At 56.6% G+C, this 24,067-nt stretch carries 25 protein-coding genes; 12 read left to right on the forward strand and 13 right to left on the reverse strand.

Going from position 1 to position 24,067, the window contains the following annotated elements:
• Positions 1-92: 92 nt before the first annotated feature.
• From def to EE949_RS20600, 3 genes are all read right to left on the reverse strand, one after another.
• The gene (def, locus tag EE949_RS20590) at positions 93-632 is read right to left on the reverse strand and encodes a peptide deformylase (protein ID WP_122665966.1); all 540 of its coding nucleotides are present in this window, start codon (positions 630-632) and stop codon (positions 93-95) included.
• 48 nt (positions 633-680) lie between these two features.
• A complete protein-coding gene (locus EE949_RS20595) occupies positions 681-1,643 on the reverse strand; it encodes a YihY/virulence factor BrkB family protein (protein WP_122665967.1) in 963 nt (320 codons plus the stop codon).
• Positions 1,644-1,865: 222 nt separating this feature from the next.
• A complete protein-coding gene (locus EE949_RS20600; RefSeq protein ID WP_087270630.1) occupies positions 1,866-2,057 on the reverse strand; it encodes a CsbD family protein in 192 nt (63 codons plus the stop codon).
• A gap of 248 nt (positions 2,058-2,305) precedes the next feature.
• Between EE949_RS20600 and EE949_RS20605 the strand changes: the two genes are divergently transcribed.
• Positions 2,306-2,686: a hypothetical protein gene (locus EE949_RS20605; RefSeq protein ID WP_095102299.1), complete on the forward strand. Its 381-nt coding sequence runs from the start codon at positions 2,306-2,308 to the stop codon at positions 2,684-2,686.
• A gap of 197 nt (positions 2,687-2,883) precedes the next feature.
• Here the strand turns inward: EE949_RS20605 and EE949_RS20610 are convergent, their stop codons facing one another.
• Both EE949_RS20610 and EE949_RS20615 read right to left on the reverse strand, forming a co-directional pair.
• Entirely contained in the window at positions 2,884-3,285 is a 402-nt protein-coding gene (locus tag EE949_RS20610) for a DUF2177 family protein (RefSeq protein WP_122665968.1), read from the reverse strand.
• Positions 3,286-3,402: 117 nt separating this feature from the next.
• Positions 3,403-4,239, reverse strand: coding sequence for a CvfB family protein (locus EE949_RS20615; protein ID WP_087270638.1), 837 nt, complete (start codon positions 4,237-4,239; stop codon positions 3,403-3,405).
• Between the two features lie 362 nt (positions 4,240-4,601).
• Here EE949_RS20615 and EE949_RS20620 point away from each other — a divergent pair, with 362 nt between their 5' ends.
• The 4 genes from EE949_RS20620 to EE949_RS20635 all read left to right on the forward strand — a co-directional run bounded on the left by EE949_RS20620 (position 4,602) and on the right by EE949_RS20635 (position 7,291).
• Complete coding sequence (locus tag EE949_RS20620; protein ID WP_027898056.1) at positions 4,602-4,790, forward strand: hypothetical protein; 189 nt, start codon at positions 4,602-4,604, stop codon at positions 4,788-4,790.
• A gap of 184 nt (positions 4,791-4,974) precedes the next feature.
• Positions 4,975-5,487, forward strand: coding sequence for a hypothetical protein (locus EE949_RS20625; protein WP_162874730.1), 513 nt, complete (start codon positions 4,975-4,977; stop codon positions 5,485-5,487).
• Between the two features lie 145 nt (positions 5,488-5,632).
• A complete protein-coding gene (locus EE949_RS20630; protein WP_122665970.1) occupies positions 5,633-6,358 on the forward strand; it encodes a TorF family putative porin in 726 nt (241 codons plus the stop codon).
• Between the two features lie 63 nt (positions 6,359-6,421).
• On the forward strand, positions 6,422-7,291 hold the full coding sequence (locus EE949_RS20635) for a DUF6279 family lipoprotein (RefSeq protein ID WP_122665971.1): 870 nt from the start codon (positions 6,422-6,424) through the stop codon (positions 7,289-7,291).
• Positions 7,292-7,469: 178 nt separating this feature from the next.
• On the opposite strand, the gene EE949_RS20640 is transcribed toward EE949_RS20635, so the two are convergent.
• Positions 7,470-7,865, reverse strand: a complete 396-nt coding sequence (locus tag EE949_RS20640) for a transcriptional regulator (RefSeq protein WP_122665972.1) — start codon at positions 7,863-7,865, stop codon at positions 7,470-7,472.
• Between the two features lie 179 nt (positions 7,866-8,044).
• On the opposite strand from EE949_RS20640, the gene EE949_RS20645 reads away from it, so the two are divergent.
• On the forward strand, positions 8,045-8,317 hold the full coding sequence (locus EE949_RS20645) for a hypothetical protein (RefSeq protein ID WP_122666137.1): 273 nt from the start codon (positions 8,045-8,047) through the stop codon (positions 8,315-8,317).
• Between the two features lie 110 nt (positions 8,318-8,427).
• Here EE949_RS20645 and EE949_RS20650 read toward each other — a convergent pair whose 3' ends face one another.
• Entirely contained in the window at positions 8,428-9,774 is a 1,347-nt protein-coding gene (locus tag EE949_RS20650; RefSeq protein ID WP_122665973.1) for a DEAD/DEAH box helicase, read from the reverse strand.
• Between the two features lie 180 nt (positions 9,775-9,954).
• Between EE949_RS20650 and EE949_RS20655 the strand changes: the two genes are divergently transcribed.
• Entirely contained in the window at positions 9,955-11,208 is a 1,254-nt protein-coding gene (locus EE949_RS20655; protein ID WP_122665974.1) for a mechanosensitive ion channel family protein, read from the forward strand.
• 88 nt (positions 11,209-11,296) lie between these two features.
• Here EE949_RS20655 and EE949_RS20660 read toward each other — a convergent pair whose 3' ends face one another.
• From EE949_RS20660 to EE949_RS20680, 4 genes are all read right to left on the reverse strand, one after another.
• The gene (locus EE949_RS20660) at positions 11,297-12,160 is read right to left on the reverse strand and encodes an EamA family transporter (protein WP_122665975.1); all 864 of its coding nucleotides are present in this window, start codon (positions 12,158-12,160) and stop codon (positions 11,297-11,299) included.
• 307 nt (positions 12,161-12,467) lie between these two features.
• Positions 12,468-13,682, reverse strand: coding sequence for an aldose 1-epimerase family protein (locus tag EE949_RS20670; protein WP_122665976.1), 1,215 nt, complete (start codon positions 13,680-13,682; stop codon positions 12,468-12,470).
• Positions 13,683-13,951: 269 nt separating this feature from the next.
• Positions 13,952-14,551: an FMN-dependent NADH-azoreductase gene (locus tag EE949_RS20675; RefSeq protein ID WP_122665977.1), complete on the reverse strand. Its 600-nt coding sequence runs from the start codon at positions 14,549-14,551 to the stop codon at positions 13,952-13,954.
• Between the two features lie 283 nt (positions 14,552-14,834).
• Complete coding sequence (locus EE949_RS20680; protein ID WP_087270668.1) at positions 14,835-15,149, reverse strand: 3-phosphoglycerate kinase; 315 nt, start codon at positions 15,147-15,149, stop codon at positions 14,835-14,837.
• 59 nt (positions 15,150-15,208) lie between these two features.
• On the opposite strand from EE949_RS20680, the gene EE949_RS20685 reads away from it, so the two are divergent.
• From EE949_RS20685 to EE949_RS20700, 4 genes are all read left to right on the forward strand, one after another.
• On the forward strand, positions 15,209-16,132 hold the full coding sequence (locus tag EE949_RS20685; RefSeq protein WP_122665978.1) for a LysR family transcriptional regulator: 924 nt from the start codon (positions 15,209-15,211) through the stop codon (positions 16,130-16,132).
• A 13-nt stretch (positions 16,133-16,145) separates the two neighbouring features.
• A complete protein-coding gene (locus EE949_RS20690) occupies positions 16,146-16,934 on the forward strand; it encodes an alpha/beta fold hydrolase (RefSeq protein ID WP_122665979.1) in 789 nt (262 codons plus the stop codon).
• A gap of 136 nt (positions 16,935-17,070) precedes the next feature.
• Entirely contained in the window at positions 17,071-17,637 is a 567-nt protein-coding gene (locus EE949_RS20695) for a peptidylprolyl isomerase (RefSeq protein WP_122665980.1), read from the forward strand.
• Positions 17,638-17,749: 112 nt separating this feature from the next.
• Positions 17,750-19,582: an ABC transporter ATP-binding protein gene (locus EE949_RS20700; RefSeq protein ID WP_122665981.1), complete on the forward strand. Its 1,833-nt coding sequence runs from the start codon at positions 17,750-17,752 to the stop codon at positions 19,580-19,582.
• Positions 19,583-19,808: 226 nt separating this feature from the next.
• On the opposite strand, the gene EE949_RS20705 is transcribed toward EE949_RS20700, so the two are convergent.
• A complete protein-coding gene (locus EE949_RS20705; RefSeq protein ID WP_122665982.1) occupies positions 19,809-20,930 on the reverse strand; it encodes a GNAT family N-acetyltransferase in 1,122 nt (373 codons plus the stop codon).
• Between the two features lie 271 nt (positions 20,931-21,201).
• Here EE949_RS20705 and EE949_RS20710 point away from each other — a divergent pair, with 271 nt between their 5' ends.
• The gene (locus EE949_RS20710) at positions 21,202-22,500 is read left to right on the forward strand and encodes a putative porin (RefSeq protein WP_122666138.1); all 1,299 of its coding nucleotides are present in this window, start codon (positions 21,202-21,204) and stop codon (positions 22,498-22,500) included.
• 348 nt (positions 22,501-22,848) lie between these two features.
• Here the strand turns inward: EE949_RS20710 and EE949_RS20715 are convergent, their stop codons facing one another.
• Positions 22,849-23,970, reverse strand: coding sequence for a beta-ketoacyl-ACP synthase III (locus EE949_RS20715; protein ID WP_122665983.1), 1,122 nt, complete (start codon positions 23,968-23,970; stop codon positions 22,849-22,851).
• Positions 23,971-24,067: the final 97 nt, after the last annotated feature.

Below are 24,067 nucleotides of genomic sequence, written 5' to 3' on the forward strand. Positions count from 1 at the left end.
GGCGGTATGTCAGGATAAATGCTTCGCAGCCTTCGGCAGCTCCTACAAGAAATGCATTCCAATCCAGAGCGCGGATGCACACTGCCTAAGCGTTACTCATCCGCATTCGGGTCCATGTCCGGAAACATCACGTCCATGAAGCCGAACTTGCTGAAATCGGTAATACGCGAAGGATAAAGGCGACCAATCAGGTGATCACATTCGTGCTGAACCACACGGGCATGAAAGCCGTGGGCTTCGCGCTGGATCGGCTGGCCGTCTGGATCAAAGCCTTCATAGCGAATGCTCTGATAGCGATCAACTACACCGCGCAACCCCGGCACGGACAGACAGCCTTCCCAGCCCTCTTCCAGCTCAGAACCCAGCGGCGTGATGACCGGGTTAAGCAAGATGGTCTGCGGCACGGCTTCCGCGTCCGGGTAGCGCTCGCTGCGTTCGAAACCGAAGATCACCAATTGCAGATCAACGCCAATCTGTGGCGCAGCCAGGCCAACCCCACCCACGCTCTCCATGGTTTCAAACATATCGGCGATCAGGGTCTTGAGCTCAGTGCTGCCAAACATCGAAGTGGGCACCGGTGGAGCGATGCGCAAGAGGCGCTCATCGCCCATTTTCAGGATGGTACGGATCATACAGGCGGGACTCCGTAGCGAAAAAACGTCATCCTGCCACAGTCTTGCTCAGAATTCCCCAGCCTTGGCAGGCAACGGTACCGAATGATCACGCCCCAGCCCGGAGACGTGCTGCTTCTCAGTGGACTCAAGCGCTCCATCACCCTCGACCTTCTCGCCTTTGTCTTTGCCTTCAGCCGACATGTGCTCAACCACTGCATTCATCTCGGCCCCCAGCAACAGCACGGCTGCGGAGATATAGAAATACAGCAGCAGGACGATGATGGCGCCAATGCTGCCGTACATCGCGTTGTAGTCGGCAAATGTCTTGACGTAATAACCAAAACCCAGCGACGCGAGTATCCACACCACAACGGCCAATACAGAGCCGGGGGTGATAAAGCGGAATTCCTGCTTTACGTCCGGCATGACGTAATAAATCAAAGCCACGGCGACCATCAGCAACATGACAATCAGCGGCCAGCGCAGGATCGTCCAAAGCGTAACGATGAAGTCCTCCATGCCAATTTGCGCGGCAATCCAGTTCATCACTTGCGGTCCGGTGACCATCAACGCGGCCACGGCGAGCATCATCATGGCGATGCCAATGGTGTAGGCCACCGACAGGGGAATTCGCTTCCACACCGGGCGGCCTTCAACGACGTCATACGCTGCATTCATCGCGCTCATCATCAAACGCACGCCCGCCGAGGCGGTCCACAGTGCGATAACGATACCGATCGAAAGCAGACCGCCTTTGGACTGCTGAAGCTGATCGATCACCGGGTTGACCTGCTCAAGCGCCTGAGGTGGCAACACCAGTTCCGATTGCAGACGCAGCCAGGAGAAGAAGTCCGGAAGATGCAGGAAGCCGATCAAGGCGATCAGAAACAGCAGGAAAGGAAACAGTGAAAACAACATCTGGTAGGCCAACGCCGATGCATAGGTAGACATCTCGTCATCGAGAAACTCGCTGACTGTACGTACCATCACCTTGCCCAGTGGCAGTTGGCGCAATTCCGGGAAAATCATGGCGTCTCCTTCGCTACATAACTGAGGCAGCTTACACATTCACATTGATGGGCACTGCGTCTCTCGCACAAGCTGTTCGCAGATAATGGCGTTTTACCTTAATTGAGTGGACTGGACCGCCTGAAAAAGGTTTCAAAACCTTGATTTATGAACGCTGAAAATGACAACGGCCATCCGAGGATGGCCGTTGCTCAATACCAGGATTATCCCGGATGGTCAGGCTTATGCCTTGTCGACGCCTTTTTTCACGGCGTCTTTGGCTTTGCCTTTGGCTTGCTGGGCTTCGCCTTTGATTTCCTGGGCCTTGCCTTCAGCTTTCAGTTTGGAGTTGTCGGTTGCCTTACCCACGCCTTGCTTGACGTTACCGACTGCTTCGTTAGCCATGCCTTTAACTTTATCGCCAGTGCTGCTCATAGGTTTTACTCCACGGAATCAATGAGAGGTCATTGCCTCGACGTAATGATTGACCTGCCTCATTTACGGGGAGTTTCAACTATTTTCATCGGCGTGATAGCCGTTCGTCTGCTGCTCATGAGCCTGATAAGCCGGTCTGATGAAACTTTGCCTTTAAGTTTGTGCGGCAACCCACGAGAATGCGCAACGCAATCCGGCTGCGCGGGCCACAGCCCGTCGCGCTGAATACAACGATCCGCAGGAACATTATGAAATTCGATAAAAAGCAGGCCATCGCACGCCGGAACCAGGAACTGGGCGGTGCCGTGCTGGGAACCAACAACACCCATTTCGCCACGTTGAACACCAACAAGAACATCTGGTGGTTCGACCTGCCGGTCCCACGCTTGGCCGTGGGTCAATACGAATGGATGCATCTGTTGCTGTACACGCCGAGTAGCGATCAGTTACTCCACCTGAAAGTCACTACCGTGTTCCTGCGTGATCACATGGAAGGTCTGGTAATCCGCAATAAGGGCCAGCGCAAGTCCACCGTCAGCCTGGAGCTGAGCGCGGACAAGGATTCTTATTTGAAGGATGTGAGGCCGCTGGGTGCAAATCTGAGCTTTGCGGATTTCCTGCAGCCCTGATGCTTTGAACTGCGTAACGCTGTCGCGCAACGAACGAGTGACTCTGTAGGAGTGAGCTTGCTCGCGATTCGGTCATTAGGTCGACGAATTTATCGCCTGAGCCGGCGTGATCGCGAGCAAGCTCACTCCTACAGGTATTGTGGTTGCTGCATTAGCCCCAGACAGAAAAGCATTCCAGTCCGATGATGCGATAGCCATCAAGCAATCCGTCTTGCAACCAGAAATCCCACCGTCCCCGCCACCGCCGATGCAAACGTGCCCCACGCCAGGTCTACCAACGCCAATTGCGCAGGCCAGCCCTGGAGCGTGGCCCAATTGGTCAGGTCATAGGTGCCGTAAGCCACCAGCCCGGTCAGCGCACTGCGTTTTGCAGCATGGCTGACACTGTCGCGACGCAGCCCTGACTGCACTGCCAGCACGAGCAGACCGAAGGCGTACAGCAGGTAAAACACCACAGCGGGTGCAATTACCGGTTTTTCGAGCATCAATGGCCCCAGCCAGGCCCGATAGCTCGGGCCCATCAATACGCCCAGCCAGATACCGTCCAGAATCAGGAATGCCAGCAATATGCTGAAGTAAGCCGTGAGGTTTCTTTTCATGGAAGGCGTCCTTGTCTGAGTTGATCCGCATGGCGCGGCACGCCCTGATGAGCATTGACGGGTTGGACCCCATGCCAGGCAGGAACGATCCATCGTCCCTGCTTTAACCGATGAACGTCAGACCAGTTCTATGCGATCAGCATGGATCACGATCTGACCCTGTTTGTACAACGCGCCAATGGCTTTCTTGAAATTGCCTTTGCTGACGCCGAACAGGTTACTGATGACCTGCGGATCGCTTTTGTCGCTGACCGGCAATACACCGTTGTTTTCCTTCAGCTTGCCAAGGATCTTGCTGTTCAGGCTGCTGGCGGCTTGCTCGCCCACCGGCTGCAGGCTCAGGCTGATGTTGCCATCCGTGCGGATTTCCTTGATGTAGCCTTTTTCCTGTTTACCGGCGCGCATGAACTTGAAGACTTCGTTCTTGTGGATCAAGCCCCAATGCTTGTTGTTGATGATGGCTTTGAAGCCCATGTCGGTTGCTTCGGCCACCAGCAAGTCCACTTCCTGCCCCACGCTGTAACTGGCAGGCGTCTTGTCCAGATAACGGTCCAGACGCGCAGTAGCGGTGATGCGGCGGGTGTGTTTGTCCAGATAGACATGCACCACGCAGTAATCGCCCGCCTGCAGGGTGCGCTTCTCTTCCGAGTAAGGCAGCAACAGATCCTTGGGCAGGCCCCAGTCAAGGAACACACCGATGCTGTTGACTTCAACCACCTTCAGGCTGGCGAACTCACCGACCTGAACCTTGGGTTTTTCTGTGGTGGCCAACAGCTTGTCTTCGCTGTCCAGATAAATGAAAACGTTGAGCCAGTCTTCATCTTCGCTGGGAATATCCTTGGGGATATAACGATTAGGCAGCAGAATTTCGCCGTCCGCCCCGCCATCCAGATACAGACCGAAGTTAGTGTGTTTAACCACTTGCAAGCTGTTGTAACGCCCGATTAAAGCCATGTGCAAATACCCTCATTACGTGGGCGGCATTCTACCCGAGTTTGCGTCAAATGATGATGACGCAGGATGTCGCTGCGCCGGGCAGTCAAAAAGACCCAAAAATCAGGCATTTGCCTGATGGCAGTGTGCTCGACAGGCGCTCCATTCGTCAGGTGCGCACGTGCTTTACACGCCTGTTTTTCACCCGGGGAAAAATAATATTGAAAATAACTTATGAGTTAAAACAACCGCTTAGCCTGACATCGTTAATTATTTAGCCCCTGAAGCCAGATAATTATGCGCTGTTTTTAAGGGGATATTTCCCAAGCAATTGTCAAGCTATTCGTGTACCATTGCTGGCCGTATTAAGTTTATATAGGTTAATGGCAGCCATGCGCGTAAAAGCATCCAACTCGAAAGCAAAGCCAGCTCCAGCCGTTGAAACGAGCGACTCGATCAACGCCCAGATTGCTGCTTTCCTCAAGTCCGGTGGCGAAATTCAGCAGATTGCCAAAGGCGTCAGCGGCCAGACTTTCGGCCCGTCCAAACAGATTACCCTCGGCAAGAAGTAATTCTTCCCCCGCTCCAGTTGTCGATCTCTTTGCGTCTTGGCTCTCAAGACGCCAGAGCTTGCTAACCTTCGTTGCAACCAGCCGTTTTCAACCTGACTGCCAGACCGATTGCCTTCCCCCATTGCCTAGTTGTCCGGCGACGGGCAGGATGATGTCTCGAAGCCAGCCTTTGCGGAATGCACGAATGAAGAACTGGATGCTGTTCGGCGCACTGATCTACCTGACGGGTTGCGCATCTCACCACTGCAACACGGTTCCTGATGACGGCCATCCTTCGGGCAGTGATTGTCGGGCGGAGCACTTGCTGTATCAGAACGACATGCTGCAAGCCAAGTTGTTGATCAGTGAAGCCGACCGGGAAAATTACGAACTGGCCGAGGCCATGTTGCGCCGTGCAGGTGTGAATGATGCGTCTGGCGAGGCCGAGTTTTACCTGGCAGTGCTGTTGATTCGCCAACAATCGGATCAGCCCCGCGTCATCGAATTGCTTGAAGACGCAGCCGATCAGAAGCACCCGCTGGCTATCGCACTGCTCTCCCAGCAACTGAGCATGACCGATCAGAAAAAATCTGAAGCTTACCGCGCCGAGTACGCAGAACTGGACGTAGCCAAGAGTGGCTACCCCTCGTTCGATCAGGCGTTGGTGGTTATTCGAGGCTTGATCATCCCGCAGGCTCAGGCGACCGCTTCGAACTGATTCTCACGTGGATCGACGAACGGTCTTCGCTCTACGACTTTCGTAGGTATGCTGCGAGGCTCTAGATCGCGGTTCCCCATGCTGTTCCCGTTGGGCCTATGGCCATTTCAACCTGCCCCCTCCGTAACATGAAGGAGTGAGCACGATGCTCAATTTTCGCTATTGCGCGCTTACCTTTAGCGCTTTACTGGTTTGTCAGCATGCATCCGCCCAGGTGATTGAGCGGGAGTTGGGGGATTTCAGCCTGAAATTAGGCACCTCACCGACGCGCAGCATGGCTCAGGGCCTGGTCACGCAGAGCGGCTCAGGCTCATTCCACGGCGGGCTGGATCTGACCCACGACAGCGGCTTCTACTTTGGCCAATGGTCGCCCAACGTCGGTGTCACCGAAGACAGCACGCTGGAGCTCGACTCCTACATGGGCTTCAAGAAACCCTTCGACCAGACACTTGGCTACGAGCTCGGCATGATCCGCTATAGCTACCCGGACACGAGCCAGATCGACACCCATGAGTTTTATGCGGGCCTGCGCATCCTCGACAGCCGGGTCGGTGCAGCCTTCAGCAACGACATCGGTCGACGCGACAGCACCCTGATCGTTGACTTGGGCGGCATCGAACAGCTAGGGCTCGGCATCCGCATGCAGTACGCCAACCATCAGTACGACACGCCGCAACAAATCTCGGACGGCAGCATGGTTACCAGCTTCAACGACTGGTCGCTGAACCTGTCCCGCCCGTGGCTGGGTCTCGACATGAACTTGATCTACAGCGGCTCCAGCCTGACAGGCAGCGACTGCAGCGCGTATAGCGGGCACAACCCCAACTGCGAAGGCACCTTCACCCTCAAGGCTGTGCGCTCATTCTTCTGATTCAGTGAACTGCTACTCTTTGGCCCGCTCTACACAAACAGGCAGGTCCACTGAGGAGTCGTTATGCGTACCCCGTACAAAGCCTTCATTTCGTTGTTGATGGCGCTGTTCATCCTTGGCGGCTGCACGCGCATCGGGCTGGCGTACCGCAATCTGGACATCATCATTCCCTGGTCGCTCAGCGACTATCTGGAGATGAATGCCTCACAAAAAGACTGGTTTGACGAGCGCCTCAAAGAACACTTGAGCTGGCATTGCACCACGCAATTGCCGGGTTATCTGGGCTGGCTGGATCGGCTGCAACGCATGGTCGAGACCAATCAGGTCACCCATGATGGGCTACAGGCCAGGACTGACGAAGCGAAGCTGGCGATTGCGCAGATATCACAACAGATAACGCCTTCAGCAGTGGAATTGCTCGCCCAACTGAACGACAAACAAGTGTTGGAGATGCAGAACGCATTCGCCAAAGACCAGCGTAAACGCGAGAACGAATTCCTCAAGGAGCCGCTGCCCAAACAGATCAGCGATCGTGCCGAGCGCATGGAAAAACGCCTGAGCCCCTGGATCGGCAAGCTAAGCGCGAGCCAGCAGCAACGTATTCAAAGCTGGTCAGAGTCGCTCGGCGAGCAAAACCGCGCCTGGCTCGACAACCGGGCGAATTGGCAAAGGCTGTTCGTGGCTACGGTTGAGGACCGCAAAGCGCCGGACTTCTCCAAAAGGATCGCCAAGCTGCTGCAGGACCGCGAGACCTTCTGGACGCCGGAATATCGCGAGGCTTACGACCGGACTGAGCAAGCAGCCATCTCATTACTAGTGGACTTGATGGCGCAAAGCACGCCGGAACAGCGCCAGCGCCTGCTGGGCAAAATTGCAGATACCAGAAAGGACTTTACGGACTTGAGCTGTCTGAAGGCGGCTCAGGCAAGCTGAATCTGTCGAGCATGAAAGAGGGAGCATGCACGCTATTGCGCCATGCTTGGGCCCTGTAGGAGCGAGCTTGCTCGCGATAGCGTTCAGGCAGTCACTAGATACATGACGGGACATCCGCTATCGCGAGCAAGCTCACTCCTACAGAGATGGGTTTAATTCAGCGGCTTGCGGGCATTCCTCAAGCAATCTGCGCTTTGGCCGCAACCTCTTCAAAGATCGCGGGATCAAGCGCGTCTTGCTGCTCATCCAGCACCTGACGCGGGTGGTCATTGCCTGGGATGCTGCTGTCGATCAACGCCAGTAACTGTGCGCCGAGCGGCGTCAGGATGAAATTTTCGCCGTTACCGCCCTCTTCTTCCGGCCGCGACTGAATAAATCCACGGTCCAGCAGCAACTTCTCGTATTCACCCGCAATGGCTTTCAGATGGTCCAGATTGCCCACGGGCTCGCCGGCTGCAGCCGCTGCCGCGGCATGCTCTTCTGCGTACTTACGGGGCTTGAAGGTATCGTCGGCGCTGTTTTGCACTTCATGCAGCAAGCGTTCAACGAGGTCCCAGTCATAAGGCTTGTCCATTGTTATTACCTCCAGTCAACGTGGGTAAACGCCCTGGGGCATCTGGCCTGCGGGCGTGTTGCTGAAGGTGTGACCCATGTCATCGCTCACCGTTCATCACCAGCCTCTCGGCGGTCATGATGAACTTTTGTCAAAAATGCTCGCTCAACCGGGTAAGCCCAATGGAATTGGAGGCCTTTATGAGAATCGTGTTGAGTGTGACAGCGGCAGTCACTTTACTGACGGTCGTCCCCGCTTTTGCCTGTACCCCGGACGAGGCAACGGCAAAGCGTGAGCAATTGGCGATGGAAGTGCAGAAGCTCACTGAGCGAAATCCGACCAAGGCCAAAGAGATCAACGACGAGCTGCAGAAAATGGACCTGAAAAGCGAAGCGGCAGAGCTGCCGGACAAATGCCAACTGATTGATCAGCGGCTCAAGGAGTTGAATACGGCGGAGAGGAAGGTGGAGTGAGTTAAAGCCTGAGCCACCGCGTCAGGCCCTCTCGCCAACAAGTTACCTCCTACCCCACACAGCGCTATTTGGTAGGAGCGAACTTGTTCGCGAGGTGGCAGGACGTCCGTTTACTCAGCAGCAGGCGTTTCTGTCTTGCGCTTTTTCAGCGGTGCCATACCGTCTTTGCTGACCAGCGACAGGGCGTCGGTCTTCGGCCGGTTGGCTATTTTGCGTTTGGTAGGTGCCTTGGCGCCGGTTTTCTTCTTGTCACCCTTGGCGTCGGTCTTTTTCTTCTTTACGCCGACTGCTTTACCGGAAGCCTTGACCTTCTTCGGCCCGCCGTAGCTGCCTTTGACTTCCTTGATGGTGCGGCGCTCGAAGCTCTGCTTGAGGTAGCGCTCAACGCTGGACATCAGGTTCCAGTCACCGTGACAGATCAGCGAAATCGCCAGACCTTCTGCACCGGCGCGACCGGTACGGCCAATACGGTGCACATAGTCATCGCCGCTGCGTGGCATGTCGAAGTTGATCACCAGATCCAGCCCTTCAACGTCCAGACCACGCGCCGCCACGTCAGTCGCGACCAGCACCTTGGTACCGCCCTGCTTCAGACGGTCGATGGCGGCTTTGCGATCTTTCTGATCCTTGTCGCCGTGCAGCACGAAAGCTTTGTAGTCCAACGCCACAAGACGGCCGTAGAGACGGTCAGCCAAGGCTTTGGTATTGGTGAAGATGATTGCCTTCTGATACGTCTCATTAGCCAGCAGCCAGTGGACGATCTGCTCTTTGTGGCTGTTATGATCCGCGGTGATGATCTGTTGACGCGTACCGGAGGCCAGTTCACTGACGCTGTTAACCTGCAAGTGTTGCGGGTTGTTCAGCACCTTGCCGATCATTTCACGCAGACCTGCGCCACCGGTCGTGGCCGAGAACAGCAAGGTTTGCTGGCGATTAGCGCACTCATTGGCCAGACGTTCGACATCTTCGGCAAAGCCCATGTCCAGCATGCGGTCAGCTTCGTCGAGAACCAGCACTTCAACATTCTTCAGGTCCAGGTTGCCGGCGTTCAGTTGCTCCAGCAGGCGGCCCGGCGTACCGATGAGAATATCCGGGACCTTGCGTAGCATGGCGGCCTGAACCTTGAAGTCCTCACCGCCCGTGATCAAACCGGACTTGATGAACGTGAACTGCGAGAAACGCTCGACTTCCTTGAGCGTCTGCTGCGCCAGTTCACGGGTCGGCAGCAGGATCACGGCACGAATATCGACACGAACCTTGGCTGGCCCCATCAGGCGATTGAGGATCGGTAATACAAATGCAGCAGTCTTGCCGCTACCGGTTTGCGCCGTCACCCGCAGATCACGCCCTTCCAGCGCCAGAGGTATGGCCGCAGCTTGCACTGGCGTTGGCTCGACAAAGTTAAGCTCGGCCACGGCTTTAAGCAGGCGTTCATGCAGGGCGAATTGGGAAAACACGGGTGTTACCTCGACGAAATACAAAAATACGGCGCATAGCGTAACGGTTTCGGGCGCCTGAGCCGAGTTTCTTTACTACCAACGGCCGATTTTGTTACGCAATTTGCCAACGTAACCCTTTATCAGGGCCATGAATGTTCTAATTGCCGCGCTTTTTTCTTCAGGATTCTCAGATACCCCATGGATATTAAATCGTTATGGCTTCGCGTTCAGGAACTCTGGGCCGTACTTGACCAGCACCCGATTTTGCACGCCAGCCTCGGGCTGTTGCTGCTGTTGGTCGTGGCACTGGTATCGGGGCGCCTGGCGCGCTTTCTGATTCTCCATGCCACGAAGATACTGGGCCGTCAGCCCGCGTTGCACTGGGTCAATGATTTACGCCACAACAAGGTCTTTCACCGGCTGGCGCAAATGGTCCCTTCACTGATCATCCAGTTTGGCTTGAACCTGGTGCCTGACCTCAGCAAAACCGGTCAGAACGTCATCGGCAACATCGCCCTGGCGTTCACCATTCTGTTCATGACGCTGGCCGTCGGCACGCTGCTCAACGCGCTGCTCGATATCTACGCCCGCACCACTCACGCCCGCACACGCTCGATCAAGGGCTACGTGCAACTGGCAAAGATGATTCTGTATATCTTTGCCGCGATCATAATCGTGGCAACCCTGATCGACCGTTCGCCGCTGTTGCTGCTCTCGGGTCTGGGTGCGATGTCGGCAGTGATTCTGTTGGTCTACAAGGACACGCTGTTGTCGTTCGTGGCCAGCGTGCAACTGACCAGCAACGACATGCTGCGGGTCGGCGACTGGATCGAGATGCCGCAAGTCGGTGCCGATGGTGACGTGGTGGATATCACCCTGCACACGGTCAAGGTGCAGAACTTCGACAAAACCATCGTTTCCATCCCCACCTGGCGCTTGATGTCCGAGTCGTTCAGAAACTGGCGCGGCATGCAGCAATCCGGCGGGCGACGCATCAAGCGCAGCCTGTTTATCGATGCCAGCGGTGTGCGCTTCGTGCGCGACGATGAAGAGTTGCAACTGAGTCAGGTCCACCTGCTCACCGACTACATCAGCCGCAAACAGGCCGAACTGCTGGCCTGGAATCAGGCACAGGGCAATGTGGCAGCCCTGTCAGCCAACCGCCGACGCATGACCAACATCGGCACCTTCCGCGCTTACGCCCTGGCCTACCTGAAGAGCCATCCCGATATTCATCCGGACATGACCTGCATGGTCCGTCAGCTGGAAGCTACGTCCCAGGGCGTGCCGCTGGAAATCTACTGCTTCACCCGCACCACCGTCTGGGCAGAATACGAGCGCATTCAAGGCGATGTTTTCGATTACCTGCTGGCGGTCCTGCCGGAGTTCGGGCTGGGGGTGTATCAACAGCCGAGTGGGTCGGATATGCGGGTGGGATTGGCAAAGACCTAGATGATCGTTCCGTAGGAGCTGCCGAAGGCTGCGAAAGCATTCGTTCAGACACTCCGCCATCGCAGCCTTCGGCAGCTCCTACAGAAACTTACGCCAACTGTGTTTTTTTCGCTCCCAGCCGACTAACCCACAGCGACACCAGAATCAGCACCCCGCCAAAAGCCAGACGCTCCAGCGGTTCGTTCTGGTTCCAGATCAGCAGATTGATCAGCAACCCGACCGGCACATGCAGAACGTTGAATACGGCCAGGGTACCGCCGTTCACAAGGCACGCACCCTTATTCCACCAATACATGCCCAGTGCCGTGGAGCACAGCCCGAGGAACAGCAGAACCGACCATTGATCCGCTGCGTCTGGCAAACGCTGCGGGTTGCCGAACATCAGGAACGCGGGCAATGCAATGATCAGCGCGCCGAGGTAGAAGTAGCCAAAACGCCGGTAATGCGGCAGGTCGCTGGGGTAGCGGGCGACCAGATGTTTGTACAGCACCTGACCTGCGGCGTAGGTGAAGTTGGCCACTTGCAGCAACAGGAAGCCGCCGAGGAAGTTGCCGTCGATGCCGTCCCAACGAATCACGCCGGCACCCAGCACGGCCACCAATGCAGCCACGAGTGCCCACGGGTTGAAGCGCCGATTGAGCGCATCTTCGATCAGGGTGACATGCAGAGGCGTGAGGATGGTGAAGAGCAGGACTTCCGGCACGGTCAGCACCCGGAAGCTCAGGTACAGGCACACGTAGGTGATGCCGAACTGCAGCGCCCCGATGACTAACATGCCACGCATGAAGCCCGGCTCCACACGACGCCACTGGGTCAGCGGAATGAATACCAGGCCGGCCAGAACGACGCGGATCAGCACGGCGAAGTAGCTGTCGACATGCCCTGCCAGAAAAACGCCGATCAGGCTGAATGAAAACGCCTGGATCAGCGTCACGATAAGTAGATAACCCATGACTGCTCCCCTGTTGAAGGCGGCGACCTTAACGGGTTAGTGGTTGGGGTGTCTATTTCAATCATGGGCATGACTAATCACCACCGCATAAGCGTGAGAACCCATCCTCTGTTGGAGCGAGGCTTGCCCGCGAATCAGCCAACGCGTTAATCCAGGCAGACCGCGTTATCGTTCTTCGCGGGCAAGCCTCGCTCCAACAGAGGAATGTAGCCCACGTGCGGTGTTTGTTCTGGGCTGCATTCGGACGATTCAGGCACTGAGGCCTTTCGAACGTTCCGGCACAGTTGGTTTGCTTGAAGCCAGTCAACTACTCCTTGCTCAAATCCACCAAAGGCTCCTGACGCACCTCGGTCGCACGCCCTGCCTGAATATCCTTGACCTTGCCCAGAGCCGAATCGACTGCCGCTTTATCCGCCAATAAGCTGTAGCTGATCTCAAACTGGCGTTGCTCTTTAGGGCCAATGGTCGGCACCAGATTCAGCGGCCGCTGATACCGACGGTTGTAGGAGAAGCTGGTGCCAGGCTCCAGCCCCGTCACGTAGCCCTGGCCTTTGGTGTCGGTGTTTTTCCACAGCGAAAACACCGGCAACTGCTGGGTATTGAAGCCCAGCGACACGCCCAGACTGCCTCCTTTGTTATGCAGGACAGCCAGGGTTTCGCCCTTGGCATCGCCGTAAGGCACTACGTTGTAGACGGTCTCGTCATAGTCTGGCGTTGGCGCACGATAGGTTTGCCAGTCGCCGAGATCCCCCTTGGCTTTCTCGTTGAACGGTGACACCTGCTTGACCGGTGCCTCGAAACGAGCGCCCTGCTCCAGAAACGGCGTGCTGAAGTTGCTGTGATACAGCGCCTGATACTCTTTCGGGTAATCCCCGTTGTTGGTCAACGTGTCATTGAGCGTGAAACGGGTACTGCCCGCCTCGGTCACCAGTTCGGTCTGTACCGAGAAGTCGACCTTCTTGAACGCCTGCTCCTTCAACTCGCCTTTGAGACGGATTGCATAAGGGGGCTTCTCATCAATGTGCAACGTCACCTTGCTGGCCGGAATGTTCGCCGCCCGACCGTGAAGGGTCAGCAGCTCGCCGTTATCCATGCCCGGATGCCCGACCCATTCATAACCACAGCGCGTCACCAACTCATTGAAGCCCTCCAGCCAGCCAAGACCGCCCCGACCATTAAGTTCGATAAAGGCCGGATTGACGACCTCCTGCACGGGCGAGTCCCAGCCCATGCGCACATCACCGACAGACGCTTGCAGCACATTCATGCCACGAGTGGGCACCACTGAAAGCTTCATCGTGCCGTTGTCGATATCGATCACGCTGACGCCTTCCTGACGCCCGCCATGCAGGGTGCGCATCGTTACGGAAAAAGGTTTGTCGGTTTTGACACCTAGCTGGGCGCTGGTGATTTGCTGATTCTGGGCAGGTTTATCGGTGTCGAGCAGCACGTAGTCCCATGCGGCAGCCTGTGTAACGACGGAAATCGCACTGAGGCCGAAAAGCCAGGCAAGAGGTTTCATTGGGGTAGTCCTTATTGGAATTATTAGGTTCGCTGCAGTATCGGGCTGAATTGGATTAATCGTTTCAGCTACCACCCGAGTCTAGTCAAACTGATGAAAAACAGGAAACGTAATTCGGAAAACCCAGCGTTAAAAAATACGCACAAGAAAAAGCCCGATGACCACCCAAAACGGGGGCCTATCGGGCCATGCACCCAGGAGCGGGAGGTGCCAAAGGGAATTCGGTACAACCGTTGATTCAATAATGAAGAGCGCAGCAGTCGTTCAGATCAAGCCACCTGTGCGAGTTTGGCCACGGCTTGGTTCATGCCTTTTTCGACAAAATCACCGCCCATGTTCAGGCCTTCGGCATGAATGAAGGTGACGTCGTGGATGCCGATAAAACCCAACACCTGACGCAGGTACGGTTCCTGATGGTCCAGGCTGCTACCGGCGTAGATACCCCCGCGAGCAGTGAGGACAACGGCGCGCTTGCCAACCAGCAGGCCCTGCGGACCGGTTTCACCGTATTTGAAGGTCACGCCAGCACGCAGCACATGGTCCAGCCAGGCCTTGAGCGTGCTCGGGATCGCGAAGTTGTACATCGGCGCAGCCAGCACCAGCACATCAGCAGCGACCAGTTCATCGGTCAGGAGATCGGAACGTTCCAGCGCTGATTGCTCGTTGGCCGTGCGTTGATCAGCGGGCTTCATCCAGCCACCCAGCAGCATCGAGTCCAAGTGCGGCACCGGGTCCTGAGCGAGATCACGAACCGTCACCTGATCAGCCGGATGCGCTGCCTGCCATTGGCCAATGAATTGCTGAGTCAATTGGCGGGAAACCGAATCTTGCTGACGGGCGCTGCTTTCGATGATGAGGACGCGGGACATGGTCTGTGGCTCCAACGAAGAGGTGTGTGTTCGATGGAGTGAAGGTTAAGCGTTAACATATCGATTAAAAAGCGTAAAAAACTGCTACAAAGCATCTAATAATTTGTTTTGTTCAAAAGCTGGTTTACCCTGAAACCCTATCTCCTGACTGCCTGTAGGAGCTGTCGAGCACCGCGAGGCTGCGATAGTGATTTGCCTGACACACCGCAATCGCAGCCTCGCGGTGCTCGACAGCTCCTACAGAATGCGATTCAAGTGAGAAAACGGCACACGGCTACCAGCTTTACTCGGCCTTACAGGTCAGACTGATGCGCAGCTTGATGATGCTGCGGTTGAACTTGGCGGTCACGTCAGCGCTTTTTTTCGCGGCGACGGTGATACGCCGGGTGCGAGGTGCCTCGGGACCATTGCGAAACACCACGCTGCATTTGGCATCGACATCGCCGTAGTTGTTCACCGTGATCGAGCCCGTGTCGTAAAAAGTATCGTGAGCGGTGTAGTCGACCTGAACGCCCTCGTAGCTTTTCTCCACTTCGATGGGGTAAGCCCAGGCCGTCAACGGCAGCAGCGCCAGCAACACACAACAGATTCTGTTCATCGGCAGTCTCCAGAAGGGATTGCAGATTAGGATAAAGCGCTACAAAAGAGGAGCACCACATGAAAGCCCCCCGCGTTACCCTCGATCAATGGCGAACCTTGCAGGCCGTGGTCGATCACGGCGGCTTTGCCCAGGCAGCCGAGGTGCTGCACCGTTCGCAATCGTCCGTCAGCTATACCGTGGCGCGCATGCAGGATCAGCTGGGCGTACCGCTGTTGCGCATCGACGGGCGCAAAGCCGTACTCACCGAAGCCGGCGGCGTGTTGCTGCGTCGCTCACGGCATCTGGTCAAACAAGCCAGCCAGCTCGAAGACCTGGCTCATCACATGGAGCAAGGCTGGGAAGCCGAAGTGCGCCTGGTAGTGGATGCTGCTTATCCCAGCGCGCGACTGGTGCGTGCCTTGACCGCTTTCATGCCCCAGAGCCGGGGCTGTCGCGTGCGGCTGCGCGAAGAAGTGCTGTCCGGCGTCGAGGAGGTTTTGCTGGAAGGTGTCGCCGACCTGGCCATCAGCGGTTTTAGTATTCCCGGTTATCTGGGTACTGAAATGAGCAACGTGGAATTCGTCGCCGTCGCCCACCCGGAACATGCCCTGCATCAACTGCAGCGCGAGCTGAACTTTCAGGATCTGGAAAGCCAGCTGCAAGTAGTGATCCGCGACTCCGGTCGCCAGCAACCCCGAGACGTAGGCTGGCTGGGTGCCGAGCAGCGCTGGACGGTCGGCAGCCTTGCAACCGCCGCGACATTTGTCAGCAGTGGTCTAGGCTTTGCCTGGCTGCCACGGCACATCATCGAGCGCGAACTGCGTGAAGGTGTGCTCAAGGCTTTGCCCATGGACAAAGGTGGCAGTCGTAACCCGACCTTCTATCTTTACTCCAGCAAAGATAAACCACTGGGGCCAGCGACGCAGATCCTCATCGAGTTAATCCAGACCTTTGACACCGCGCCACTGACCGCCGCTTTCGCCGCACCACAACAAGCCTGACAAGGACCTGTCCATGGCCCATTTCGAACATGACGGCTGCTCACTGCATTACGAAGAATACGGCCAGGGCACGCCCCTGTTGTTACTGCACGGCCTGGGTTCAAGCTGCCGGGACTGGGAATATCAGATTCCGGCGTTTGCCGCCCGCTATCGGGTCATTGCCATGGACATGCGCGGTCATGGGCGCTCCGACAAACCCCGGGAGCGTTACAGCATTCGAGGTTTCAGCGCCGACGTTGAAGCGCTGATCGAGCACCTGAATCTGGGTCAGGTGCATGTGCTCGGATTGTCCATGGGCGGGATGATCGGCTTTCAGCTAGCGGTCGATCATCCACATCTGCTGAAAAGCCTGTGCATCGTCAACAGTGCGCCCCAGGTGAAAGTGCGCAGCGCCAACGACGTCTGGCAATACAGTAAGCGCTGGGTGCTCGCCCGGCTACTGGGCATGCAGACGCTGGGTAACGCGGTAAGCCAGAACCTGTTCCCCAAACCTGAGCAGGCGCAGTTACGGCAACGCATGGCCGAACGTTTTGCGCAGAACGACAAGCGCGCCTACCTGGCCAGTTTCGATGCCATTGTCGGCTGGGGCGTCGAGCAAAAACTGTCGCGCATCACCTGCCCTACACTGATCATCACTGCCGACCGGGATTACACGCCGGTGGCACTCAAAGAGGCTTACGTGGGGCTAATCCCCAACGCCAGGCTGGTGGTGATCAACGATTCACGCCACGCAACGCCGCTGGAGCACCCGGAGCAATTCAATCGGATCGCGCTGGAATTCATCGATTCAGTACAGGCCTGAGGCGACCTGGCCATTTGGCTAAAGCGCTTTCAGGCTGGGCAAAAAAAGCCAAACGTGATTACCTTGTCGCCTGCATCGCTTCATGTGTCCGCATTATTGATCGCAGTCGAAACCACCCATCAGGATCTAATGACCCATGCTGAAAAAAATCGCCATCGCCGCCTGCTCCGTGTTGTTCGCCGCCAACCTCATGGCTGCAACACCTGCCAAGCCGACTCACGTCGTGCTCGACACCAGCTTCGGCGCGATTGAAATCCAGCTCGAAGACCAGAAAGCGCCGATCAGCACCGCCAACTTCCTGGGCTACGTCGACAGCGGTTTCTATAACAACACTATTTTTCACCGGGTGATCCCGGGCTTCATGGCTCAGGGTGGCGGCTTCACTGCACAAATGATGCAGAAGCAAACCAAGGATCCGATCAAGAACGAAGCCAACAACGGCCTGCATAACGTACGTGGTACCGTCGCTATGGCCCGTACCTCGCAAGTCAATTCGGCCACCAGCCAGTTCTTCATCAACACCAATGACAACGCCATGCTAGACAACGGCGTGCGCGATTTCGGCTACGCGGTCTTCGGCAAAGTGGTCAAAGGCATGGACGTGGTCGACCAGATCGTCAACGCCCAGTCAGGCAACAAGCAAGGCATGCAAAACGTGCCGCTGGATCCGATCTATATCAAGTCTGCCAAGCGCGTCGAATAACCTCAGACATACCGCATGAAATCAGTCGAAGCATTCCTGATTTCATGCGGTCAGATCAGGGGAATATCCGCTCAGTAAGGAGAGCCTGCCTAACCCGTGGGCATCATTGCCAATGTTCTATCGTCGTTTCGAAAAACTGATCGATATCTTCCGTGACGCCCCTACCGACGCCCCGCCCAACAAAGTTCTGGCTTTCTACATTTACTACCTGCGCCAGGTCTGGCCCAGCTTCGCTGCACTGTTGGTGGTTGGCCTGATTGGCGCCCTGATCGAAGTTGCGTTGTTCAGCTACCTGAGCCGCATCATCGACCTGGCCCAAGGCACACCCGACAAAGATTTCTTCAGCATCCACGCCAGCGAATTCATCTGGATGGCCGTGGTTGCCCTGCTCCTGCGTCCCATTTTTGTGGGTTTGCACGACCTGCTGGTGCACCAGACCATTAGCCCTGGCATGACCAGCATGATTCGCTGGCAGAACCACAGCTACGTGCTCAAGCAAAGCGTGCGCTTCTTCCAGAACGACTTCGCCGGGCGCATCGCCCAACGCATCATGCAGACCGGCAACTCGCTGCGCGATTCCGCCGTTCAAGCCGTGGACGCGCTCTGGCACGTATTGATCTACGCCATCAGCGCGCTGGTACTGTTCGCCGAAGCGGACTGGCGCCTGATGATCCCGCTGCTGGCGTGGATCGCTGCTTATATCGCCGCACTCAGCTATTTCGTGCCTCGGGTAAAAGAGCGCTCGGTGGTGTCTTCCGACGCACGCTCCAAACTCATGGGCCGTATCGTCGACGGTTACACCAACATCACGACCTTGAAGCTGTTCGCTCACACCAATTTCGAACAGCAGTACGCCCGTGAAGCAATCAGCGAGCAGACCGAGAAAAGCCAGTTGGCGGGTCGCGTCGTGACCGCCATGGATACCGTGATCACCAGCATGAACGGCGTGCTGATCGTCAGTACTACAGGCCTCGCCCTGTGGCTCTGGACCCAGTCGATGATCTCGGTCGGCGCCATTGCCCTGGCCACCGGTCTGGTGATTCGTATCGTCAACATGTCTGGCTGGATCATGTGGGTGGTGAATGGCATTTTCGAAAATATCGGCATGGTCCAGGACGGTCTGGCGAGTATTTCTCAGCCTGTCAGCGTCACAGACCGCAAGCCAGCACCACGTCTGAATGTTGATAAAGGCGGGGTAAAGTTTGATGGTGTGGATTTCCACTACGGCAATGGCAACGGCATCATTCATGGCTTGAACCTGGACATTAAACCGGGCGAAAAGATTGGCCTGATCGGCCCTTCAGGAGCAGGTAAATCGACGCTGGTGAACCTGCTGCTGCGCATGTATGACGTACAAGACGGGCGGATTCTGATCGACGATCAGGACATTTCTCACGTTTCTCAGGAAAGCCTGCGCGAGCAGATCGGCATGATCACTCAAGACACGTCGCTGCTGCACCGGTCGATACGTGACAACCTGCTCTACGGCAAACCCGAAGCTACTGATGAGCAATTGTGGGAGGCGGTACGCAAGGCCCGCGCCGATGAGTTCATCCCGCTGCTGACAGATTCCGAAGGACGCGTGGGCTTTGACGCTCAGGTGGGGGAACGCGGCGTGAAGCTTTCAGGCGGGCAACGCCAGCGTATCGCTATCGCCCGGGTCCTGCTCAAGGATGCGCCCATTCTGATCATGGACGAAGCCACCTCGGCACTGGATTCAGAAGTCGAAGCGGCGATTCAGGAAAGCCTGGAAACCCTGATGCGAGGCAAAACCGTGATCGCCATTGCTCACCGACTGTCCACCATTGCGCGCATGGACCGCCTAGTAGTACTGGAAAATGGCCGCATTGCCGAAAGCGGCACCCATGCCGAGCTGCTGGCCCATGGCGGTCTGTATGCACGGCTGTGGCAGCATCAGACCGGTGGGTTTGTGGGTATTGATTGAGGCTGCCCCGGTGCCCATGGCACCGCGCTGTCTCGCGGCAGACATCGTTCTGTAGGAGCTGCCGAAGGCTGCGATCACGGTGTGTCAGGATGAATGCATCGCAGCCTTCGGCAGCTCCTACAGAAAATGCATTTCAATCCAGTAGGTTGCATTTTTTTGATTAAAGCCGAGTTTGGTCTGCGCAACTTCAGATATTGGCGCAATGTCGTGGGACCGTTTTGGCGTATCAAACCTGCCGATACGGCAACGCGCCTTTGGCATCTTCGGCATACGCCAGGATGCCAACCCTTTCCTGATCGAGAAAATCACTCACCGCGTCCTTGAGCCCCGCATGGGTCAGGTAGTGCCATGAGCGAGTGATGACCGGCTCAAAGCCGCGAATCAATTTGTGCTCACCTTGCGCGCCTGCATCGAAGCGTTTCAGGCCATGGGCAATGGCGTAATCCATGCCCTGATAGAAGCACGTCTCGAAATGCAGACGGTCGAACTCCGCCAGGCATCCCCAGTAACGACCGTAAAAACTGTCCCCGCCCAGCAGACTGAAAGCCATCGCAACCGGCCTGGAGCCTTGACGCGCCAGCACCACGCGAATGGCTTCCGGCATCCGCTCGGCCAACAAGCTGAAAAACTCCCGAGTCAGATACGGCGACTGCCCGCGTACCTCGTAGGTGTTGGAGTAGCAGGCGTAAACAAAATCCCACAACAACTCGCTGAGCTGATGGCCTTCTAGCCAATCGAACTCAATGCCCTGCCCAGCCACCTGTTCGCGCTCTTTGCGCATCTGTTTGCGCTTGCGTGAACTCAGTGCGTCGAGAAAATCCTGGAAATCCCGATAACCACGATTCTGCCAATGAAACTGACAGCCATAACGCTGCAGCCAGCCCGGTTGTTCATCCAGAAATGCATCAGCCAGGGAGTCGGTGAAATTGACGTGTGCGCTGGACAACTGCTGATCCTGGAGATAGCCCGGCACGGCATTGAGCAATTCAATTCCGGCCTCCGGCGAGGCTGACAAAACCCTCGCACCACTCACCGGGCTGAACGGTATCGCCATCAGCAATTTGGGGTAGTACGCGATGCCTGCACGGCGGCAAGCGTCGGCCCAACTGTGATCGAACACGTACTCGCCATAGGAATGCCATTTACGGTAGGCCGGCATCGCCGCGACCAACTCACCGTTGTGGTAGTTGAGCAGATGTTCAGCCTGCCATCCCGAACGCGGCCCGAGGCTACCGCTGTCTTCCAGCGCACTGAGAAAGGCATGGCGAACGAATGGCTGACCACCCGGAACCAAGGCATCCCATTGAGCAGGTACGACGTTTTCGAGGGTGGCGTTCTGGATGGGCATGCGGACTTCCCCAGCTAAGTCGGACGACGCGGCAGTATCCCTCATCGGCCTCCAATGTTCACCCATTCGCGCCGCGAAGGCTCTAGCTCAAGCCTTACAGACTTTTAATTGTCATCGACGCGCCATCATTGCGCCACCTTTCTGTCATAACCCATCGCGATACTGGCGCCTGTTTTTAGAACCGAGGGTACTAACCCTCAAACGCCCTGCCTGTAGGGCGGTTTCTACAGGATGACCCGATGTCGTCCTTACTCACGTTATGGAGATCAACATGCGTCTTGTTTCTACACGTACTGCTGCGGCCCTGTGTGGTGGCCTGGTATTGGCCATGGCGGTTCCTGCCAATGCCGCAGTCGACGCTAAATTGCTGGACATGCTCAAGGCTAACGGCTCTATCAACGCAGATCAGTATGCTGAGCTGCAGACCGAACTGGCCAAAGACCAGGCAGCACAGAAGCAAGCACTCGCAGATGTGCAAAACACTAAATCCGCCTCTCAGGCAGAGTTTGAGAAGAAAGTTGCCTGGGCTACCAAGACCCAGTTCAAGGGTGACGTGCGCGTTCGCCAGGAGAACATTAAAGTCGAAGACCAGGCCAGCTCGACAGACCGAAGCCGTCAGCGTCTGCGCGCTCGCCTGGGTGCTTACACCGAAATCAACCCACAGGTGAGCACCGGCATTCGTATTGCCACTGGTGGTAACCCTGGCGGCAATGGCGACGGTCGCTCCACCAACGTCGACCTGGACAACTATTTCACCAAAAAAACGCTGTGGCTGGACCTGGGCTACGTCGACTACGCCCCTACCGCCGTCAAAAACCTGCACATTATCGGCGGCAAGATGAACCAGCCGTGGGTAAACATGGGCGATGTAATCTGGGACGGCGACCTCAACCCGGAAGGTCTGGCAGCCACCTATAGCTTCCCGTTGGGTGGCAAGACCGAACTGTTCGGTAGCGCCGGGCATTACACCCTCAAAGACAACATCGACGGCGACGGTTACCAGTTCCGTCATGACCTTCGTCTGTACGCGGGTCAGTTGGGTGCCAAATTCGCACCGACCGACAACCTGAAAGTCACCTTGGGCGGCAGCGTCTACGGTTACGACGGTGACAGCAGCACAGCTGCCCAGAACGCTCTGGCGGTCAACGGCAACACCACTACCGAATTCCAGCTGTACGAAGGTTTCGGCCAGGTTGATATCAGCGGCCTGGGCGTTCCGCTGGGTCTGTATGGTCAATACGTTGTCAACGACAAGAGCTCCGATGGCGAAGACACTGCCTGGCTGACGGGTGTGAAAACCAAGGTTTTTGGTTTCGGTATCGACTACAACTACCGCGACGTTCAGCGTAACGCTGTAGTCGGCGCATTCACCGACTCGGACTTCGCCAACGGCACCACAGGCGCACGCGGCCACAAGCTGAAGGTCAGTTACGAAATCGACAAGAACTTCTCGGTCGGCGCGACTTACTTCCTGGCCGACGCGGATAACACCGCCAGCACCCGCCTGGTTCGTGGCCCGACTGATCGCGACGTGAAAACCCTGCAACTGGACGCAGAAGCGAAGTTCTAAGCAACCCTGCCACACGCTTCAAGCCTCAAGCGGCATTGCTCCCGTCGCTTGAAGCCGCAAAGACCTCACAGCCCGACGTTGCACTGGCGATCCCCATCATCCGTTCGCCAGGGTCACGCCGGGCTTTTTTTGTTTATAGACACCGGGCAGCTCTTATCAACGAAAATTTTAATATCTGATGTGGTAAGCCTTATTACCAGTAGGGAGCGCGCTTGCCCGCGATCGCGTCAGCACAGGCGAAAAATTCATCAACTGACAAATCGAATCGCGGGCAAGCGCGCTCCTACTGGTTCCCGTTTACTGCGCGACAGCGCTGTGTCAGGAGCGCCGAGCGACCTGCTGCAACACTCAACGCTTACGCAAGATCACGCTACCAATCGAATAGCCCGCACCGAAGGAACTCAACACGCCCAGCGCGCCGCTCGGCAAATCATCCTGATAAGTATGGAAGGCGATGACAGAGCCAGCCGAACTGGTGTTGGCGTAGGTGTCGAGAATCACCGGCGCTTCTTCTACCGACGCGTCGCGGCCCAGCAGTTTCTTGACGATCAAATGGTTCATGCTCAGGTTCGCCTGGTGCAGCCAGAAGCGCTGTACATCGCTGACGTTCAGGCTGTTCTGCTCAAGGTGCGCCCCGACCAGCTCGGCGACCATTGGGCAGACTTCGCGAAACACCTTGCGGCCTTCCTGCACGAACAATTTGTCTGGCTGACCTTCACCCTCTTCCGCGGTACGGTTGAGGAAGCCGAAATTGTTGCGGATGTTGTTGGAAAAGCTGGTCAGCAATTTGGTGCCGAGAATATCGAACTGATAGGCCGAAGTGGCCAGATCGGCACGCTCAACCAGCACAGCCGTGGCGGCATCACCAAAGATGAAGTGGCTGTCGCGGTCACGAAAATTCAGGTGCGCGGTGCAGATTTCCGGACTGATCACCAACACTGCGCGGGCCTGGCCCAATTGCACGCTGTTGCTTGCTGCCTGGATACCGAACGTTGCGGATGAACAGGCCACGTTCATGTCATAGCCAAAACCTTGAACGCCCAGCGCAGCCTGGATCTCGATGGAGATCGCCGGATAGGCGCGTTGCAGGTTGGAGCAGGCGACGATAACGCCATCCACATCGGCAGCCGTTTTGCCCGCACGCAGCAAAGCCTGTTTAGCCGCCGCAACACCCATTTCGCAGAGGATCGACCACTCATCGTTGGAACGCTCGGGCAAACGCGGCTTCATGCGTTGCGGGTCGAGAATGCCGTCCTTGTCCATGACAAAGCGGCTTTTGATACCCGAGGCTTTTTCGATGAAGGCGGCGTTGGATTCAGTCAGCGCCTGGACTTCGCCCCGCTCGATAGCGACAGCGTTTTCGCTGTTGAATTGAGCAACGTAAGTATTGAAAGACTGCACCAGCTCTTCGTTGGAAATGCTGTTGGCCGGGGTGTACAGGCCTGTGCCGCTGATGACGACGTTGTGCACGGTCGTTCCTCTCTTATTGATCAATGCAGGTAGCGACCTGCGCGGGCATAGGCGCCGTCACCCCACCAAATTGGGACCAACGTACCAATGCAAACTT

This window comes from Pseudomonas viridiflava, assembly GCF_900602065.1.
Lineage (GTDB): Bacteria > Pseudomonadota > Gammaproteobacteria > Pseudomonadales > Pseudomonadaceae > Aquipseudomonas.

Coding starts and splice junctions, on each gene's coding strand:
- EE949_RS20640 (WP_122665972.1), bottom strand. CDS start 7,865: ATGGACAAGCCTTATGACTGGGACCTCGTTGAACGCTTGCTGCATGAA.
- def (WP_122665966.1), bottom strand. CDS start 632: ATGATCCGTACCATCCTGAAAATGGGCGATGAGCGCCTCTTGCGCATC.
- EE949_RS20695 (WP_122665980.1), top strand. CDS start 17,071: ATGCTGAAAAAAATCGCCATCGCCGCCTGCTCCGTGTTGTTCGCCGCC.
- EE949_RS20605 (WP_095102299.1), top strand. CDS start 2,306: ATGAAATTCGATAAAAAGCAGGCCATCGCACGCCGGAACCAGGAACTG.
- EE949_RS20595 (WP_122665967.1), bottom strand. CDS start 1,643: ATGATTTTCCCGGAATTGCGCCAACTGCCACTGGGCAAGGTGATGGTA.
- EE949_RS20620 (WP_027898056.1), top strand. CDS start 4,602: ATGGCAGCCATGCGCGTAAAAGCATCCAACTCGAAAGCAAAGCCAGCT.
- EE949_RS20625 (WP_162874730.1), top strand. CDS start 4,975: ATGAAGAACTGGATGCTGTTCGGCGCACTGATCTACCTGACGGGTTGC.
- EE949_RS20685 (WP_122665978.1), top strand. CDS start 15,209: ATGAAAGCCCCCCGCGTTACCCTCGATCAATGGCGAACCTTGCAGGCC.
- EE949_RS20670 (WP_122665976.1), bottom strand. CDS start 13,682: ATGAAACCTCTTGCCTGGCTTTTCGGCCTCAGTGCGATTTCCGTCGTT.
- EE949_RS20690 (WP_122665979.1), top strand. CDS start 16,146: ATGGCCCATTTCGAACATGACGGCTGCTCACTGCATTACGAAGAATAC.
- EE949_RS20675 (WP_122665977.1), bottom strand. CDS start 14,551: ATGTCCCGCGTCCTCATCATCGAAAGCAGCGCCCGTCAGCAAGATTCG.
- EE949_RS20635 (WP_122665971.1), top strand. CDS start 6,422: ATGCGTACCCCGTACAAAGCCTTCATTTCGTTGTTGATGGCGCTGTTC.
- EE949_RS20630 (WP_122665970.1), top strand. CDS start 5,633: ATGCTCAATTTTCGCTATTGCGCGCTTACCTTTAGCGCTTTACTGGTT.
- EE949_RS20705 (WP_122665982.1), bottom strand. CDS start 20,930: ATGCCCATCCAGAACGCCACCCTCGAAAACGTCGTACCTGCTCAATGG.
- EE949_RS20610 (WP_122665968.1), bottom strand. CDS start 3,285: ATGAAAAGAAACCTCACGGCTTACTTCAGCATATTGCTGGCATTCCTG.
- EE949_RS20700 (WP_122665981.1), top strand. CDS start 17,750: ATGTTCTATCGTCGTTTCGAAAAACTGATCGATATCTTCCGTGACGCC.
- EE949_RS20615 (WP_087270638.1), bottom strand. CDS start 4,239: ATGGCTTTAATCGGGCGTTACAACAGCTTGCAAGTGGTTAAACACACT.
- EE949_RS20645 (WP_122666137.1), top strand. CDS start 8,045: ATGAGAATCGTGTTGAGTGTGACAGCGGCAGTCACTTTACTGACGGTC.
- EE949_RS20680 (WP_087270668.1), bottom strand. CDS start 15,149: ATGAACAGAATCTGTTGTGTGTTGCTGGCGCTGCTGCCGTTGACGGCC.
- EE949_RS20710 (WP_122666138.1), top strand. CDS start 21,202: ATGCGTCTTGTTTCTACACGTACTGCTGCGGCCCTGTGTGGTGGCCTG.
- EE949_RS20655 (WP_122665974.1), top strand. CDS start 9,955: ATGGATATTAAATCGTTATGGCTTCGCGTTCAGGAACTCTGGGCCGTA.
- EE949_RS20600 (WP_087270630.1), bottom strand. CDS start 2,057: ATGAGCAGCACTGGCGATAAAGTTAAAGGCATGGCTAACGAAGCAGTC.
- EE949_RS20660 (WP_122665975.1), bottom strand. CDS start 12,160: ATGGGTTATCTACTTATCGTGACGCTGATCCAGGCGTTTTCATTCAGC.